At 38.6% G+C, this 14,852-nt stretch carries 13 protein-coding genes and 4 pseudogenes; 8 read left to right on the plus strand and 9 right to left on the minus strand.

Features of this window, described 5'->3' with window-relative positions:
• Nucleotides 1-3 precede the first annotated feature (3 nt).
• The 5 genes and pseudogenes from QK890_RS06255 (at nt 4) to QK890_RS06275 (ending at nt 2,923) form a co-directional block, all read left to right on the plus strand.
• A complete protein-coding gene (locus QK890_RS06255) occupies nt 4-570 on the plus strand; it encodes a sugar O-acetyltransferase (RefSeq protein WP_032540708.1) in 567 nt (188 codons plus the stop codon).
• Between the two features lie 19 nt (nt 571-589).
• Nucleotides 590-991: pseudogene (locus QK890_RS06260) on the plus strand (5-amino-6-(5-phosphoribosylamino)uracil reductase); the annotation flags it as partial.
• A pseudogene (locus QK890_RS06265) lies at nt 986-1,399 on the plus strand (alpha/beta hydrolase); the annotation flags it as partial. The pseudogenes QK890_RS06260 and QK890_RS06265, both read left to right, overlap by 6 nt.
• 277 nt (nt 1,400-1,676) lie before the next feature.
• Nucleotides 1,677-2,063 (plus strand): annotated as a pseudogene (locus QK890_RS06270) (winged helix-turn-helix transcriptional regulator); the annotation flags it as partial.
• A gap of 536 nt (nt 2,064-2,599) precedes the next feature.
• A complete protein-coding gene (locus tag QK890_RS06275; RefSeq protein WP_050550273.1) occupies nt 2,600-2,923 on the plus strand; it encodes a hypothetical protein in 324 nt (107 codons plus the stop codon).
• Nucleotides 2,924-3,228: 305 nt separating this feature from the next.
• Here QK890_RS06275 and QK890_RS06280 read toward each other — a convergent pair whose 3' ends face one another.
• The 6 genes from QK890_RS06280 to QK890_RS06305 all read right to left on the minus strand — a co-directional run bounded on the left by QK890_RS06280 (nt 3,229) and on the right by QK890_RS06305 (nt 9,524).
• Complete coding sequence (locus QK890_RS06280) at nt 3,229-4,239, minus strand: type II toxin-antitoxin system HipA family toxin (RefSeq protein ID WP_032540710.1); 1,011 nt, start codon at nt 4,237-4,239, stop codon at nt 3,229-3,231.
• Between the two features lies 1 nt (nt 4,240).
• On the minus strand, nt 4,241-4,564 hold the full coding sequence (locus QK890_RS06285) for a HipA N-terminal domain-containing protein (protein ID WP_032540711.1): 324 nt from the start codon (nt 4,562-4,564) through the stop codon (nt 4,241-4,243).
• On the minus strand, nt 4,561-4,767 hold the full coding sequence (locus QK890_RS06290; protein WP_032540712.1) for a helix-turn-helix domain-containing protein: 207 nt from the start codon (nt 4,765-4,767) through the stop codon (nt 4,561-4,563). Before QK890_RS06290 ends, QK890_RS06285 begins: the two co-directional genes overlap by 4 nt.
• A gap of 120 nt (nt 4,768-4,887) precedes the next feature.
• On the minus strand, nt 4,888-5,940 hold the full coding sequence (locus tag QK890_RS06295; RefSeq protein ID WP_080715619.1) for a DUF3883 domain-containing protein: 1,053 nt from the start codon (nt 5,938-5,940) through the stop codon (nt 4,888-4,890).
• On the minus strand, nt 5,897-9,055 hold the full coding sequence (locus QK890_RS06300) for a hypothetical protein (protein ID WP_367627252.1): 3,159 nt from the start codon (nt 9,053-9,055) through the stop codon (nt 5,897-5,899). The genes QK890_RS06295 and QK890_RS06300 overlap by 44 nt, the downstream gene beginning before the upstream one ends.
• Before the next feature lie 169 nt (nt 9,056-9,224).
• On the minus strand, nt 9,225-9,524 hold the full coding sequence (locus QK890_RS06305; RefSeq protein WP_137570014.1) for a hypothetical protein: 300 nt from the start codon (nt 9,522-9,524) through the stop codon (nt 9,225-9,227).
• 304 nt (nt 9,525-9,828) lie between these two features.
• Between QK890_RS06305 and QK890_RS06310 the strand changes: the two genes are divergently transcribed.
• From QK890_RS06310 to QK890_RS06320, 3 genes are all read left to right on the plus strand, one after another.
• Nucleotides 9,829-10,401, plus strand: coding sequence for a hypothetical protein (locus tag QK890_RS06310; protein WP_050550275.1), 573 nt, complete (start codon nt 9,829-9,831; stop codon nt 10,399-10,401).
• Nucleotides 10,398-11,276 (plus strand): nucleotidyl transferase AbiEii/AbiGii toxin family protein, encoded by an 879-nt coding sequence (locus tag QK890_RS06315; protein WP_032540716.1) that lies wholly within the window; start codon nt 10,398-10,400, stop codon nt 11,274-11,276. The genes QK890_RS06310 and QK890_RS06315 overlap by 4 nt, the downstream gene beginning before the upstream one ends.
• Before the next feature lie 81 nt (nt 11,277-11,357).
• A complete protein-coding gene (locus QK890_RS06320; RefSeq protein ID WP_234218715.1) occupies nt 11,358-12,071 on the plus strand; it encodes a metallophosphoesterase in 714 nt (237 codons plus the stop codon).
• 703 nt (nt 12,072-12,774) lie between these two features.
• Here the strand turns inward: QK890_RS06320 and QK890_RS06325 are convergent.
• The 3 genes and pseudogenes from QK890_RS06325 to QK890_RS06335 all read right to left on the minus strand — a co-directional run bounded on the left by QK890_RS06325 (nt 12,775) and on the right by QK890_RS06335 (nt 14,720).
• The gene (locus QK890_RS06325) at nt 12,775-13,125 is read right to left on the minus strand and encodes an alkyl sulfatase C-terminal domain-containing protein (RefSeq protein WP_233481289.1); all 351 of its coding nucleotides are present in this window, start codon (nt 13,123-13,125) and stop codon (nt 12,775-12,777) included.
• A 108-nt stretch (nt 13,126-13,233) separates the two neighbouring features.
• Nucleotides 13,234-13,568, minus strand: a pseudogene (locus QK890_RS06330) (alkyl sulfatase dimerization domain-containing protein); the annotation flags it as partial.
• 60 nt (nt 13,569-13,628) lie between these two features.
• Nucleotides 13,629-14,720 carry an MBL fold metallo-hydrolase gene (locus QK890_RS06335; RefSeq protein ID WP_233481271.1) on the minus strand — a complete coding sequence of 364 codons (1,092 nt, stop codon included), beginning with the start codon at nt 14,718-14,720 and terminating at the stop codon, nt 13,629-13,631.
• Nucleotides 14,721-14,852: the final 132 nt, after the last annotated feature.

A 14,852-nucleotide genomic window follows, 5' to 3' on the forward strand; every position in this document is an offset into this window, starting at 1 on the left:
TAAATGAAGGATATTTTTGAAAAAGATTTGTCGGGCAAAATGGTTTCGCCGAGCGAACCGGGTTATGAAGCATTGAGTGCCGACATTTTCGCTACTATCAAGACTGCTACCGAGATGAATACGGATTACCGCACCCCTGAAGAAGTACATGATTATATGGGACGGATTCTCGGCAAACCGCTCGAAGAAAGTACTACAGTATTGCCACCGCTTTATGTTGATTATGGTAAACCTATTACTATCGGAAAGGGATGTTTTATCCAGCAATGTTGCACATTCTTCGGTCGTGGCGGTATCACAATCGGCAACGATGTATTCATCGGTCCAAAAGTCAATCTGATTACAATCAATCATGACCCGAAACCGGAGAACCGCAGTGCGACCTATGGTCGTCCGATCGTCATCGGGGACAAGGCATGGATAGGCATCAATTCGACCATTCTTCCGGGTGTACGTATCGGCTACGGCGCAATTGTCGGAGCCGGCAGTGTCGTAACGAAGGATGTACCGCCTATGACAGTGGTTGCAGGCAATCCGGCCCGATTTATCAAAAAGATTGAAGCTAAGTAAATTAAAAACTATTTAAAATATGAAACCTTATATCATTGTTCATATGATGACCTCTATTGATGGTCGGATAGATTGCCCTATGGTTGGGCAATTAAGCACAGACGAATATGAAGTTGCATTGGATAAATTTGGACTTTGCTCCAAACTATCGGGTAGAGTGACCGCTGCTCTTGAATGTCCGGCTGTCAAGGAGGAGAGCGACAGAATAGGAGAACAGCCTGTTCTTCAAGAATCAATACACATCGCACGTTCATCCGATGAATATACGATTGTCGTTGACACCTACGGGAAATTGAGTTGGCAAGCCAATACATCAGACGGACATCCTGTGCTTTGCATTGTCAGTGAACAAGTTTCTCAAACCTATCTGGATACATTGCATTTTTTAGAAATATCATGGATTGTTGTCGGCAGCACGAAAGATTATCAGAATGGTAATTATCAACGTGACGGTGGTGTCGTAGCCCCTGTACCTGCCGACGCACCGCTCTTCGTACACCAATATTGAGATTACTACAAAACGAAGCGGGGCTATCATCGCCGCTCCCCCAATTCCAATGAGGGGATTAACAAGACTGCCATCCTGTCATTCGTCAATATGCCGGTTCTCACATATATAGACGAAATCCGCAGTGCCGTACAGCTGATACACGGTGAAAAGGCACATTCCCGTTATTTCAGCGAAGATGCCTATAAGCGGCTGACAGGAACGAACAAAGAACTGCTGATTATCCCCGGTGCGAACCATACCGACTTATATGATAATCTGGATGCAATTCCTTTCAATAAGATTGAGATATTCCTCAAAAATGCTTTTGAGGTAGAATAACTATTAAAACTAACTTTAGTAGCCCATTTGTCTCTTTGACTTTTGGACTATTGTTTTGCTCAAAATGTGTAATATTTTCTATCCCCTATCATTGTACATCAAAAAATTGTTCTACCTTTACATCAAAGAAAATTATTTAACAGAGAAGCATCACAAACCGCTGAAAATCGCACAATTACCAATCGTTATCGCTATTTCTAAAATACCACATTAAATATTTGTTTCCCAAATGGTTATACCAACCCATTGAAAATCTAAAATAAAAATAGCTGTCCAAACTTCTTTCTTCACGACCTTTTATAATCTGGACTGGGATAAAAACGGAAGAATACCTGTTGAGAAAGTGGCCGACAGAGTAAATAGTACCATCAAGTACCTTGTAAACGAAAAAAGTTCGGAGAAAATATTCGGTGTAAATGCGGATAAGTTCGGAGACACATCGGAAACGCCGAAGAAAGTTAGTAAAACTGCACAAAAGATAATCGACCTCGTTATTTCTTGCCCATCAATCACAGCCGATAATATAGCTAACAAGGTTGGTGTAACTAAACGCACTATAGAAAAAAACATCAAGAGCCTTAGGGATATGGGAATTTTGACTCATGAAGGTTCTGATAAAACTGGCTACTGGCGCATCATCATTAACTCTCAAACAGAACAATAAACCTATGGGATTTCCATTCATACCACTCGCCCATTATTGCCGTTCTGCTTATCGCCTTTCTATTTGCATCTTTGCCGCAGGTCAGCACTAAGACACGGGCTAATGCACTTTACGCCATAGCCATCTTGATGCCATTAGCCATTATTGCTAAACGCAGAAAGCGCGCACCCCATTGAGCTGCACGCTTTTGCTTATTGTTTATTATTGTTTACTTATCGGAATCATTTGACTTCTTCAAAAGCAACAATAGCTGATTATCAATCACTTGCACAGTACACGTGACAATAATGTGACAAATATTCGATAAATATATCACACTATATCGCTATAACGACAACTGTTCGTTTCCTGTAAATTACAATAAATCAATATTATAGACTCATTTATTCTATAATGAATCTCTATTTATCACACTAGATATAAATCACTGGGGCAAAGATAATTATTTTAAGGTAAAAACATCCATAAACATATCACAATATCAATAAATATAAAAAGAAAACCAATATACAGAAAGTGAAAATAGTATAATCAGTTTGATTTGTGATATTACTTGGATTAGTAAGAAGACAACTAATGATAAGGGAGTCAGCTATCAAAACGTATATACGTTTTCTAACAATGGGACATATGCAAGAACCTTAATAACTACAGATAAAGATGGAAAAGAACAACAAAGTACAGTTAATGGTTCATGGACTTTCTCTGCTCCTAGTTTTGGTGTAATCTATTTGGGTCATAATAGCTATTGGGATATAGATGAACTCACAGAAAATAAATTTTCAGCATATAGAAGGAATGGAGAATTTGGAGAGCCTGGAATGGTAAGAGAATATTTTGAACTCACCCCTAAAATATAGTTTTATAACGTCCAAATTATGCATAACTTATTGTGCGTATTAAAGCTAAAAATGTGGAAATAGAACATAAATAGATGATACATATAGGTACAGGCGTAACCCCTGATAATTAATTTACTTACCAGGAAGAGAGTTTAGTAAACTCTATATATTACAAATCATTTCCTAGCTGGATTGTCAAGTTCTCTAATAGCTAAATACAATATTCGCAAAATTTATTGAGTTTTACAAACTAGTTCTAATGAGAATACGAAAAAGGATTGAAATAGCATTTTCTTCTAACAATAATAACAGTCCATTACTGATTATTCGGAGATTGATTTTCTCTGTAACCTGCTTAATCGTTCTTTATAGCTACTCAAATATATCCGCTTTTGTTTTTCTTCAAGAAAACTGTTATTAATAAGCTCCAATACTTTGGGTTGCTCAACCAAGAAAGGTGAGATCAATTTATCTATCTGTTTATCTGATAATCCTATCTTTTTTCCGAAGTGAACAAAATCTTCCTGGCATGGATGCCCTTTACTCTCATAAATATCTGATTTCTCTAATGTAACAGAGAGTCCGTCTTCCAGAGCAAAATCACTATCATTCGTATGCAAAGAAGTATTCATTAGATCATACGCCGGCGACAGTAAATAGTCCCCGTCTTTAGATTGCTGCAATGAGAAATTCTTTAAGTGCGCATCCCCATTAGAAAATAGATAATTGAACAATATAAGAGAGAAAAATTTCCCCATCTCTACTTGCCAGGCAGGAACCAGCTCTTTTATTTTCAATGCAATATCTTCATAGCTACCTGTATATTTAAAGTCCGCACCATGAGTTTCCGATGTTTTTTGTATTAATGATGCAAAATCTTCCTGTGGCGCCTTCGATCCATCGTCAAGGATATCAAAACGTTTGGTAATATAAGCTGGCGTACCGTCAGAAAAGAATATAACTCCGTTTTCTGCTGTTGGAATCCGGTAAATCTGACGGGCTATTTGCATAGTCAAATGTTCGTTGGCAGGGATTTGTTTTCTATCCCGTAATGCCTTATTTTCCGGAGCAGGCTTAATAATATATCGGGCTTGCTCATTTTCAACCGCCAATCTTATACTACCGTTTTCTTCGACTGCAGACATCTTTTCCTGTACGCCAGAAACAGATATACGCACAGTATTTTCTGCTATGGCAGCATACTGGTCATCATCATAGCTGAAATTCATCACATGGCTGACTTTCTTCCCGGCAAAAAGTTTCTTACAAGCTGAAGGGCTGTATGTTGTAAAACCGTCAGCTAAAGTAGAAGGGCAGCAAGTTATTTTTTTCATATCAATCTATTTTTTTTAGAGTAACAGTCCCTATCGTATCTTTGCCTGCAGTAGCCAGCAATAAACCAAAATGATCATGCTCATCAATTTTATACTCCAGACACTGAATACGCTTGTTTGCACCCTCAGAAAGCATATTAAAGAAGAATGGAAACAAGACCGGGCTTCGATACTCCTGTTTTAGTTTAGGTAGAGTCAAGGATATAGCCCTTTTACCAGTATCAGCAAAGTAACGATCATCATAACGGAATACGAATTCTCCTTCATCCGTCTGTTCCAATATTCCTGCCAAAATATGGCTTTCATAAACTTCAGCTTTTCTCATTTAACACCCGCCTTTTTTAGTTGTAGAACGACTTCCATTCCTAAAATATCTGCAATTTTAGAAAGAGTAGCCAATGAAGGATTCCCTTGTCCCTTTTCTATTTGTCCAATGGTCCTCAATCCCACCCCAGACATATCCGAGAGATATTCCTGAGTAATGTTTAAAACATTACGCCTTTCTTTTATTATGATTCCTATATTCATAGTGCAATATAATGCGTATTTGATGCAAATATAGCTATCTAATAGTTATAAAGCAAATACAATACGCAATATATTGCGCTATTTAATAAAAAAATAAGGTTTATAGAAATAAATAAAGTTCTATTCGTTTTTTAGTTCAAACAAATAGCCTTTCGCTCGAATATTAAACTTCTCACTGCCTATCTCGATCAGTTTATCAGCCAATTGAGGAAAAGGATTACCCATAAATAGAATTTTTCCGTCAACAACTCTGGTCAACTCATAACTACTCTCTAACTTACAAGCAAAAGCTACCTCCCGTTGCGAAATAGAGAACTGCCTTGAATGTCCTGATGTTGATTTTACTTCAATCACTTTAGGTATTCCGTCAACAAAGCATACCAAATCGAATGGAGCATATTCATGATCCATTGCATAATAACATAAAGAAATCAACGCACGAGTAATGCCCGACGTCCCAGCTACCTTATAACACTCCTCTACTACTTTTGATTGTATTGGAGTATTCGTATATTCTCTTATAAAAGCTTCTATGCGACAAATAGCCCTCGCCTGTTCTTCTTTACCGGGACATTCCTTAATAAAACGTCGGATACATTCAACCAATACCAACTCTTCACCTTGTACGCCAGTTACATGACATTGCTCTCCTTTATCCTTACCGATCTTTTCATCATGATAGATATTTCCCGTATGTTCGGGGCGCTTCTCTTCCAGTTCTCCATCCACCGGTAACTCTACGGATACGCAATCAATTGGCGGTAGTCCTGTATACTTCCGATAAATAGCTTCTATCCTACCCTCCTTCTCATAATCTTTGTCCGGCTTATTTATACCCAAATATTTCTCTTCAAAATCATTATATTGTTTTTTCAGTCTTTCTATCTCACCAGCAACAAATTCAGGATTAGACAATCTGCCTTTTCTATTTTTAAGGCGGTCTAAAAGTTCACTTTCTTTTTCTAGATAATGAAGAGAGAGTACCTGTAAAAGCTTGTCTGCTTCAGATTGTACGTATCCGTAATCTATTTCCAAATGGAACTCAGGGAAATAATCTTCATAAGGCTCAGCCGTAACAAGAACTCTCACAGCCTCTTGGAGCGCTTCCAACATACCATTTTCGTCCACTTTACTTAGCATGTTGCGCATCAAAACAAAACCATTTACTATCATTTTTTAAGTTCAGACATGAAAAGCGACGCTCCAGCTCATTTTCAAATGCCCTCCACTTAGTTTCATAATCTTCTTGCCAGAGTTTATGTAACATTTTCAAGTTTTGACCACCTATCGAACGTCTTAACTCTTCTTCGGTCTTATGAAACAGCACAAGCTCAAGAGAATCGGCAACAGATGTATTATTAAACAAATATCTTGATACAGCCCTTGCCTGCACATCTTTATCGCATCCCGCTTCTAAATACAGACAGGAATCATTAATTGCATACTCGACCGGATTATTAAGTTCCGTTTCGTCGAAAGTTACTTTACGGGAGAGACCACTACCTGTCTTGATACATAAAGAGTGTAACTTATCACGCAGCTCTTTCAGTTTACAGTTATCATCCAAATAATTAACTTCGGACTGTGCATGATTTGAAACCAGATAAATCAGATAGATTATTTTCTGGTATAGACGCTTTTTCAGATCTTCATTATCAGGCCCTTCTACTTTGAAGGAACAATCACTCACCGTTGGTTTTATCAATCTCGGACGTATTGCCTGCGGCATGGTTCCATCAGCAGCCGTATAGCACAGAACTGCTTTGCCAGGTATGTTTCTAGTCCACAACTCAAACATAGATTTACTTTCAACTACAAAGAAATCCTTTCTGTCAGCCCAACTTAACTGCCTGTCTTTCATAATGAGGTAATGTTTCCGATCTATGAATAATACAGGTGCATACCGTTGGTAAAACTGTATGATTTCACTGGCATAATCAACTAAGCAAGCATTCATGTGTTTGACCAAGACATTCACATACTCGTCAGGAAAATCGGCATACTGACGAACAAGTAATTTATCCAGCTCTTTTGTCAACTTAGATTCTTCAGGCACTTTTTTAAGAAAATCGTAACGGGGGTTAATCACAGAAGGGTGCAAATCTATCCATTTACCGTTTTTGTACCTGAAAACATTGATATTGGTTAGTATATCCTTACCTTGAAGTTTGTCTGTATCCGTTTTTACATCAATCAATGCAGGGAGGTAATCAAGTCCCTCACTCAAAGAATCAAATATACGCCGATCAGCATAAAAGAAATTCTCTTGAAACGAAACACCAGTCATTTTTAATAACATCTCTTTTTCGTCATCACTCCCTGATATACGGCCTAAAAACTCTGCGTCTATATCCTTACAACGAAGCAATTGACCAGGCTTGTACTTTCCATCTACGGTTTTATAGAACAAAGTTGATAACGCAAAGGCAGCTTGGTTGACAACCCTGTAATTCTCTCTGGACTGACTCGTATAAAAATGTCTCATACGGTCAGCAGAACATCGCTCACGCTCTTTACTGTTACGAATCAGCGCACATAAGGCAGAGAACAGATCAAGCTGGACACCTTCTGAAATTTGTTCACTGTTTATTTGTCCATCATTTGAGCATTGCTTGAAGTATTTATAAACTTCACTGTATTCATTGAATTTGGAAATTCCAAGTCCTTTATTTATCGAATCATCACCAACTTCAAAAGAGGTGATGTTAACACCCAAAACATCAGGAAGAGTAATGTCACCCTTTTCATCTTTACGACGATAGAGAATTTCACTTTTGATATCTGCATCTGGCAGAACCTGGACAGAATTGATTTTTAGCCATCTTCCCACTTCTTTCAGGAACTTATAACTACTATCCTTGCTACAATTATAATAATGGATAACACTCCATGCTATCTGGATGACTACATCGAAGAACATTCTCGCTCCCTCTTCATCCACCTGCCGGACTGAGAAATACTGAGCAGCAATTTTACACATAATGTCAACAGTGTACGAGTTATCACTATTAGCTACATGCAATATCTCTCGCAAAATTTCCAGTGATTGGTTGTCATTTCCATTATTATACCTTATCCATTTCCATTGAAATTCTGCCGATCCAGCAAGAACTCCCGTACTTTCAGGCACCTCAATACAAGGATTAGTAAATGTAATATCCGGTGCCAACAATAAAAAATAGAACTGATAGCATGCTTTCAATAGTTCTCTGTTATATTCACCTACCGGACCATCCATATTTATAGATTTTCGGTCTACTGTCGTATAAAAATCTGCATTAAAGTCTACTCCCTCAAAAGGCGAAGGCAAATTAGTTGCCAAGTAGTTATAAAGTCTCCCGGGAGATGACTTTATCTCTTCATGACTGCGGAAATACACAGAAACGGCAGATGTACTCAACTTTATACCAGCGACCTTTGCCTTATCCATCACTTCTGGCAAGACTTGTGCAGAAAATAGACGGCAGCCGCTTTCTGTCGACATGTTTTTCGGAAGCTCGCCCGATTGCTCAAAAATAATATCGAGATGTCTATTCCTATACTTTGTAGCGATAAATCTGAAATGGCTTTCTTGTATCTCCTTAATCAGATTCGCTATTTCTTTAGAATTTTCCACCGGTATTTCAATAACAGTTACAAAGCCCTCTGCAAACCAATCACTGATTTTATCTTCTTTGGACAAAGGTATTTGAACAGGGAAATAGTATCCGGGAACTCCCCAAAGACTGTTCTCTTTTTGCGAAATATCTATATTTCTGGCAATAAACTCTTTTATGTCATCAGCAAGTAGCAGCCGACTCACTTCTTCTTTGTTATCAAACAAATTATAGAGTCTGAACGAAATAGGGACCAAAGTATTATGTCCAATGATTTGCCCCGAGGTATGGACATTTACGTAACCTGTTGCAGAGACAGAGAAAGTTGACTTAAATCCTACTCCTTTATTACCAATGCTATTTTTCATTTCCTTGGCAGAGGTAGAAATGGAACATAGTGCCTGAAAATCTCCACGAGGCACACTTCCTCCCTGATAGTCGTAATTATGCCGGAAAGTAAACCATTGACCGTCATTAGCAACCAATAACCTTTTGCCCTCAAGAACTATTTTTATACGGTGCTCGGCACGGTCAACAGCATTCTGAATAAGCTCGTACAAAACACGTCCCTGATAATCTGCTTCTACCTGGCACATCTGGCCCGCCTGTTGCTTGATCGTTTCACTATGAAGCGAAGAGTAAAACTTATAATGTGAATTAAATATGTCGTCTACAAGAATATTAGGTTCCATCAATTATTTTTTTGTTGAAACAAAAATAGTCCATTTACAAGTAATTTCAGCAAAAACAAAGTAAAGATCTTTATCCTTACAAGATTGTTACTCTTTTCATATTTAACAAATGCATCAAAATACTTCATCTGTCTGAATACACAATATAGTACTTTAAGGCCAATTTTGATTATTTTAAAAAATTAGGCGCAAAGTTATAGCAAAAATTTGAGTGATTTTTCTTGCCTATGACACGTTGGATACGATATTTATGAAGTAATACGGATGTACGCTTAGCAAATAGGACTTCTACCCCATCGCACAGGAAACTCGTATTGGCACCATGTACCTTTTCTTGAATTACATATTGTAAGTCCGTTGGCATTTCTGTCATCACACACTCCATAAACTGACGGTTGAAGGAATTCTCAATGGAACTGTACTTCTTAAAACTCATCATATTTTTCCCTTTCTGCATATCACTACGCATATAAATCAATTTAACTAATAGGGAATATATACAGGTGGTAGGTCTGTGTTTTTCATTCCGATTTTGCTTTCTCAGCATCAAAAAAGTTTGCGAAAGTTAGGTTATTTCCTGATACAGCCAAATCTTTATACAACTATTTTGTGAGGATGAGTGGTATATACTTTAGTATATAAAAAATTTAGGCATTATATAAAGTAGGTCTTCAAATGTTAAATATGAGCTATAGATAGTTGTTCTTTGTACAAACACACTACACTTTTGATTATTTGTAGTACATTTGTACATCAATAAAATAAAATTTGATATGGACACAACTAAAAATAGGAGTCGATTCGTCACTTCTTCTGAAGCCAAGGAAAAGGGCCGCGGATCATACTACAAGATACTTGAAGATGCCCGTCAAGGCAATATGGTCTGTATTCGTCGTGGTGTGTATGCCACAATGGAACAGTTAGCCGATACTATGATAGACCTTGAAGTCGTGATACCAGATGGTATTCTATGCTTATTTTCCGCATGGAATATCCATGGGCTCACAACTTCTTTGCCTCAAGCCTATCATGTAGCGATAAAAAGAGGTAGAAAGATTCGCCTTCCGGAATATCCACCAATTGCACTTCACTTCCTTACCGAATCAATCCTAGAACTTGGCACGGAAGAGAAGTTTGTTAGTGGTTATAAAGTTAAAGTATATAATGTGGAACGCTCTGTTTGCGATGCCATTAAATACCGAAATAAGGTTGGAATTGATGTTTGTTCTGAAGTAGTCAACAGCTATTTGGCTCTTCCCAATCGAAACCTAACCCTACTGATGGACTATGCAAACAAGCTACGTGTAACAAAGACTCTTGAAAAATACTTGGAGATAAAGCTATGAGCGATGATATAAAGAACTACGGAAAGTCTATTAGAGCACGCTTACTCAATGTTGCTAGAGTGGAAAAAGTATTTTTCCAAACGATATTAACCCGTTATTTTCAAGAACGGTTGCTCTATCGTATTTCATTAACCCATTATAGAAACAATTTCTATTTGAAAGGAGGAGCTCTTATGTATGCATACGAACGTTTCTCTGCTCGTCCTACATTAGATATTGATTTTTTGGGGGCTAACATCAGTAACGACGGTAAAAAAATAATCAGTGTATTCAAAGAAATTTGTGCTGTTCCTTGTGAAGAGGACGGTGTAAATTTCGACCTTTCTCACATTACGGCACAAAATATAACTGAATTCAAGGACTACCATGGCATCAGATTGAGCATTCCGGTAACAATGGATACCATCGTACAGGTAATGACTATGGATATCGGGTTCGGTGATGTGGTTACTCCCGAAGCAATACCTCTAGATTATCCAAACTTGCTCAAGCATCTTCCAGTTGCCAATATTTTGGCTTACTCTATAGAAACTGTTATTGCCGAAAAGATGCCCGCCGTGATTGACTTGGCAGACCAAAGTAGCCGTATGAAGGACTATTACGACCTTTATCAGATCTTATCTACTAATCAGTATGATGTAGAGGTACTAAAAGAGGCTACCAAACGGACTTTTGAGAATCGCCATACCGAATATAAGACTGATACAATGTTCTTCAAAGCAGAATATCCCGGCAATGCCGAAATGCAAGCCAGATGGAAAGCCTTCATTCGTAAGATTACAAGCAAAAGCGAATTGTCTTTTTCAGATGTAGTTCGCTACCTGCAAACGACATTAAAGCCTTACTGGGAAAATTTGAAACATGAATATGAATGATAGCAATATTTTTACTCTTTCTTTTCCGGAAGCCAAGGCATAGTGGTTTCGGGCGATATTCATGGTAACTTCAATCAGTTGGTGTTCAAACTCTGTATACAATACCAAATGAGAAATACCGTGCTGATTGTGGCAGGCGATTGTGGATTTGGCTTTGAAAAGCAAGAAAGTTACGAGAATATGGTGAAACGAAATACCAAACGCATGAACGAAGCAAACAACTGGATAGTGTTCATTCGTGGAAACCATGACAATCCGGCATATTTTGATGGTTACACCTTCAGACATAAGAGATTTATAGCCGTACCCGATTATACTATCCTTCAAGCTTGCTCTCATACCGTATTATGTGTGGGGGGAGGCATTTCCATTGATCGTCAATATCGCTTGCAGGTATGGGAGAAAAGACAGGTGCGATCTGTTTCTGATAGTCAAGCGGATAAACTAACAAGAAATCTGTATTGGAGCACTGAGGCACCGATATTCGACAAGGAGAAAATGATTACCATTAGTGCCCAATATACTGTTGATACAGCTATTACACATACCGCCCCGTCGTTCTGCGAGTTATTGATCAAGAACAATCTAGACGAGTGGACTGCAACAGATAAAAATCTACTATCCGATGTAACTTCTGAACGGACTACAATGGATAGACTTTATGATCGGCTAAAGGCTGATCGCCACCCAGTATCACATTGGTTCTATGGGCACTTTCATCAAAGTTGGCATAGCGACATCAATGGAACACTATTTAGAATGCTCGATATTATGGAATTCTACCAAATCTACTAATTGTGATATGGAGCATACTTTTTTCAACAGAATCGTAATTATAACATTAAAAATATCTGAGATAGATATTTAACCTCACATTAATCATATACCCTTTCGGGGGTATTTTTATTCATACACATATCTATTTATACCCGAATGGGTGTAAATAGAAATAACATATTTGTTCCTTTCACGCCATTATACGTTCTTTGTCCTCCCTTATCAAACGTTCCCTTATTTTGCCATCTTTTTCCCTAATTTCCAACTTTGAAATTTCAAATATACCAAAGCAATCCAGCTAACTATCACAGTTAAGGATTTCACTATAATTTCAGACGAGAAAAAATATAAACAGCCCCTACAACTGCACCCTCCGGGAGGAATCCTATGATAACGATATATTTTAAACGTTTCTTTATAATTTAGAAGAATCAAGTGAGTTAGTTTTTCAATCCTCACATTTGTATTTTTTTACAATTTTACTAATTTTAAACATTATATCCGCTGGTTTTTTGCAGTCCATTCCTAAATTTGAAAGAAGTATTTTTCCCTCACTTACTTAAAAAACAAGAAGTTTTAGCAACATAGTTTCTAGCGCATAAACATAGATCAAAGTTTATAGTAACAAAAAAAATGATTTAACTGCAAAAATCTGCAAATACACGCGCCTTGTGTAAATGCAGACTCTTTAGTTGTTTAATTTAATGAGAGGTTCAATCGGTCATGGCTCAACGATATTGAAATATTTGTCTGCTGGGCTAGTCACACTCTTCAAGTCTGACAATATAGTAACCATTCCTTCTATCTCAGCTTTATTCTCCCGAACCAATACTTCAAGAGACGTTTCACCGAGCATGACTTTAATAAAGTCTATTTTGTCGATGGCTATGTTTGCTGTGGCATCCGGTATCTGGTATCCGATACGATTTGTAAGCGCCCCGTTTTTAAGAATCAGTGAAGCATTTTCTCCCCTATCCTTAAAGTTCAAATTAATAGCCATCTCTTTTCCGGCAGCCTTCTCTCCGTCAATTTGTACGGCAAGTAGATCCAGCAATTCTTCAAGTCCGGTCATGTCCAGCACTTGGGCAGACACATTCAAAGGATACACCACCTTGTTAGCTCCCTGACGCAATTCCAGTGCTCCCGTCAGATAGAAATTTCTCCAAGGACCGCTTTCAGCCTGATAGCCCAGTTGATCGTATGTTTTTGCCAGTAGTTCACGGGCTTCCCCATTGTCAGGTTGGGCAAAAACCAGATTATTCAACAGAGTTGCGACCCAGCGATATTCACCTGCATCGTAAGATGCACGGGCCACTTCAAGCACTCTTTTTGTACCTCCCATCGCTCCACATATTTTTTACCTTGCTCAGAGGGAGGAAGCGGATTCAGATTAGCCGGATTTCCATCAAACCAACCGTAGTAGAGCTGATACTGTGCCTTTACGTTATGACTTACCGTCCCATAGTACCCCCGATTATAGAATTGTTTATCAATACTTTCCGGAAGTTTAATCATCTCGGCTATTTCAACAGGAGTATATCCTTTGTTTGCTAAATGTAACGTTTGGTCATGCAGCTAACGATAAAGGTCACGCTGGTTCTCCCAAAAGGTTACAATCTCCCGGTTGCCCCATGTAGGCCAGTGGTGAGTACCGAACGACACTTCCACTTTATCACCATAGAGACGGATCGCTTCATCGATGGTTTTGCTCCAGTTACGCCCGTTACGTACTTGCGCTCCTCGCAACGTCAGCAGATTATGAAGTGTGTGGTTCATTTCTTCTGCCGTACAGAATGCTTTGTACTGAGGAAGGTAAATCATAATCTCCGTCGGAGCCTCCGTAGCTTCGGCAAAAATAAACTCCATCTCTAATCCGTCGATGTTCAACTTCTCTCCGGTTCGGGCTATTTCGATAGTAGGTAGCGCGTTACTCTGTTTTCCGTAAGCATTGACTTGCCCAAGCCCGCTGCCGACACTTCCTTTCTCATCTTTAGGCAGCAGCGCACCGTACATATACACGGCACGACGCCCCATAGTGGTACCGGCAGTGGCATTTTCACTGATAGCATGTTCAAAGAATCCTTTCGGAGTAATAATTTCTATATCCTTGTTAGGAGCTCCTTCTATAATTGCTTCTACACCTGCATAGTGGTCAACATGCGGATGCGTAAATACTATAGCTTTCACCGGCAAATCACCCAGATGCTTTTTTACTAGGTCATATCCGGCTTTCGCTGTGGCATTAGACGTTTCCACATCTATTATCACCCAACCTTGCTCAGTCCGGACAAAGGTCATGTTAGCCAAATCAAAGCCGCGTATCTGGTAGATTTTGCCCGGAAGTACTTCGAACAAGCCATGAGTCTTGTTCAACTGGCTTTGCCGCCATAAACTCGGATTGACGGTTGCCGGGGCATCCTTATTCAAGAAGTTCCATCCATCCAAGTCAAAAGCCACTGATCCGTCGGTATTTAAAATCGCAGGTTGGTCGATTGTAGCAATAAACCCACGTCCGGCATCCCTGAAATCATCTTTATTATCAAAGGGAAGATACTCTTTAACCTGATTATTCTTTTCCTTGGTAAAACGCGAAGCATCAGTCTGAGCCCATCCCATTTGACTGCTTAGTAAAAGCAGAACTGCCAACACCATTAATTTTATTTTCATACTTATCCTTTTTATTAAATTGATAATCCTTTTAATTTTTGCAGTGCAAAGATAGAGGTCTACTAAAGGCTAACAAAGGTCTAAAAGTCATCAGGCTGGTCATTTCGTACATTTTTTGAATAATAATATAGT

Source organism: Bacteroides sp. NGMCC 1.200775 (assembly GCF_040798045.1).
In the GTDB taxonomy this organism is placed as follows: Bacteria; Bacteroidota; Bacteroidia; order Bacteroidales; family Bacteroidaceae; genus Bacteroides; species Bacteroides hominis.

Coding starts and splice junctions, on each gene's coding strand:
- QK890_RS06300 (WP_367627252.1), bottom strand. CDS start 9,055: ATGGAACCTAATATTCTTGTAGACGACATATTTAATTCACATTATAAG.
- QK890_RS06280 (WP_032540710.1), bottom strand. CDS start 4,239: ATGAAAAAAATAACTTGCTGCCCTTCTACTTTAGCTGACGGTTTTACA.
- QK890_RS06285 (WP_032540711.1), bottom strand. CDS start 4,564: ATGAGAAAAGCTGAAGTTTATGAAAGCCATATTTTGGCAGGAATATTG.
- QK890_RS06335 (WP_233481271.1), bottom strand. CDS start 14,720: ATGAAAATAAAATTAATGGTGTTGGCAGTTCTGCTTTTACTAAGCAGT.
- QK890_RS06325 (WP_233481289.1), bottom strand. CDS start 13,125: ATGACCGGACTTGAAGAATTGCTGGATCTACTTGCCGTACAAATTGAC.
- QK890_RS06315 (WP_032540716.1), top strand. CDS start 10,398: ATGAGCGATGATATAAAGAACTACGGAAAGTCTATTAGAGCACGCTTA.
- QK890_RS06290 (WP_032540712.1), bottom strand. CDS start 4,767: ATGAATATAGGAATCATAATAAAAGAAAGGCGTAATGTTTTAAACATT.
- QK890_RS06255 (WP_032540708.1), top strand. CDS start 4: ATGAAGGATATTTTTGAAAAAGATTTGTCGGGCAAAATGGTTTCGCCG.
- QK890_RS06310 (WP_050550275.1), top strand. CDS start 9,829: ATGGACACAACTAAAAATAGGAGTCGATTCGTCACTTCTTCTGAAGCC.
- QK890_RS06295 (WP_080715619.1), bottom strand. CDS start 5,940: ATGATAGTAAATGGTTTTGTTTTGATGCGCAACATGCTAAGTAAAGTG.
- QK890_RS06305 (WP_137570014.1), bottom strand. CDS start 9,524: ATGCGTAGTGATATGCAGAAAGGGAAAAATATGATGAGTTTTAAGAAG.